General features: G+C 60.2%; 2 protein-coding genes. Both read right to left on the bottom strand.

Translation table 11 applies throughout. From position 1 onward, the window contains the following. Window positions 1-699: IS21-like element ISRel16 family helper ATPase IstB (gene istB, locus C934_RS0131490; RefSeq protein WP_018860472.1), on the bottom strand; the 699-nt coding region annotated here is incomplete at its 3' end. A gap of 11 nt (window positions 700-710) precedes the next feature. Continuing rightward, window positions 711-1,320: Mu transposase domain-containing protein (locus C934_RS0131485; protein ID WP_018860471.1), on the bottom strand; the 610-nt coding region annotated here is incomplete at its 5' end.

The following is a 1,320-nucleotide window of genomic DNA, read 5'->3' as shown; positions in this document are numbered from 1 at the left end:
GGATAGGTCGATGCGGTGGGCGTTATGAACGAGGCGATCAAGGATGGCATCAGCATAGGTTGGATTGCCGATGATCTCGTGCCAGGCTGATACCGGAAGCTGACTGGTAATGATTGTCGAGCGGCGGCCGTAACGATCCTCGAGGATCTCCAGAAGGTCGTGGCGCGCCTGCTCATTGAGCGGCTCCAGGCCCCAGTCGTCGAGGATCAAGAGCTGGACGTGCCCGAGGGTTCGCTGCAGCCTAGCATAGCGGCCGTCGCCATGGGCAAGAGCGAGATTGGCAAACAGCCGTGGCACGCGCTGATAGAGAACCGAGCGATCGTCGCGGCAGGCCTTGTGCCCGAGAGCACAGGCCAACCAGCTTTTCCCGACACCAGATGGCCCGCAGATCGCGAGGTTGTCGTGGGCATCGATCCAGTCGCCGCCGATCAGCTTCATGAACAGCGCCCGATCGAGACCGCGCTCGCTGCGGTAGTCGACATCCTCGGGCACAGCATGGTGGCGCAGTTTGGCAAACCGCAGACGGGCGGCAAGCTTGCGATCGTGACGCGAGCTCCATTCTCGCTCGAGCAGCAGCCCGAGCCATTCGGCATGGGAGAGTTGTTCGCTCTCACCGTTGGCAATCAGTTCGTTGAACGCCTTGGCCATGCCGGTCAGGCCCATGGCATTCAATTTATCAAGGGTGGGATGTGCAAGCATATGTCGTCTCCTCAGTGGTAATAGCGGGGGCCGCGGATGTTGGAGTGATTGATCGGCTCAGATGATGATGCGGCTGATGACGCCGACGGTCGGTCGAGGTGATTGTCGAGAATGGAGCGCACCGAGCCATAGGTTCGCGCACCGATTTCCAAAGCCCGGCCGCAGGCCGCGTTGACCCGCTCCCGCTCAAACGCTTTGACGAGGCGGATAATGCCCAGGCAGGCTCTGTAGCCCTGTTCTGGATGCGGCCGATCAGCGAGAATACGCTCGCAGAGCAATGCAACGTCCGATCCGATTGCCGATGCTTCGCGGCTGATACGTTCGATCGTCCAGTCGGCAAAGCGGCGATGCGATGATGGCATGTGCTCCGGCGTTGTCGTGTGCTTGCCATTGCCGCTCGAACGCCGGTGGGCGGCAATGCGCTCGCCCTTATGGAAGATCTCGATGGTATTGGCGGTGATGCGTGCCTCGACTTGCTCACGGGCAAAACGATAGGGCACGGAGTAATAGTGCTTATCGATATCGACATGATAATCGAGGCCGGCCCGGCGTATCTTCCATTCAGCAAAGACGTATCGTTCGACGGCAAGCGGCCGCAGAGCGGGATAGTCGATCTCTTCA

Origin of the sequence: Rhizobium sp. 42MFCr.1 (assembly GCF_000377185.1) — a bacterium.
Classification (GTDB): Bacteria; Pseudomonadota; Alphaproteobacteria; order Rhizobiales; family Rhizobiaceae; genus Rhizobium; species Rhizobium altiplani.
The sequence above is the reverse complement of the archived record's forward strand: the minus strand, read 5'-3'. Positions and strand labels throughout refer to the sequence as shown.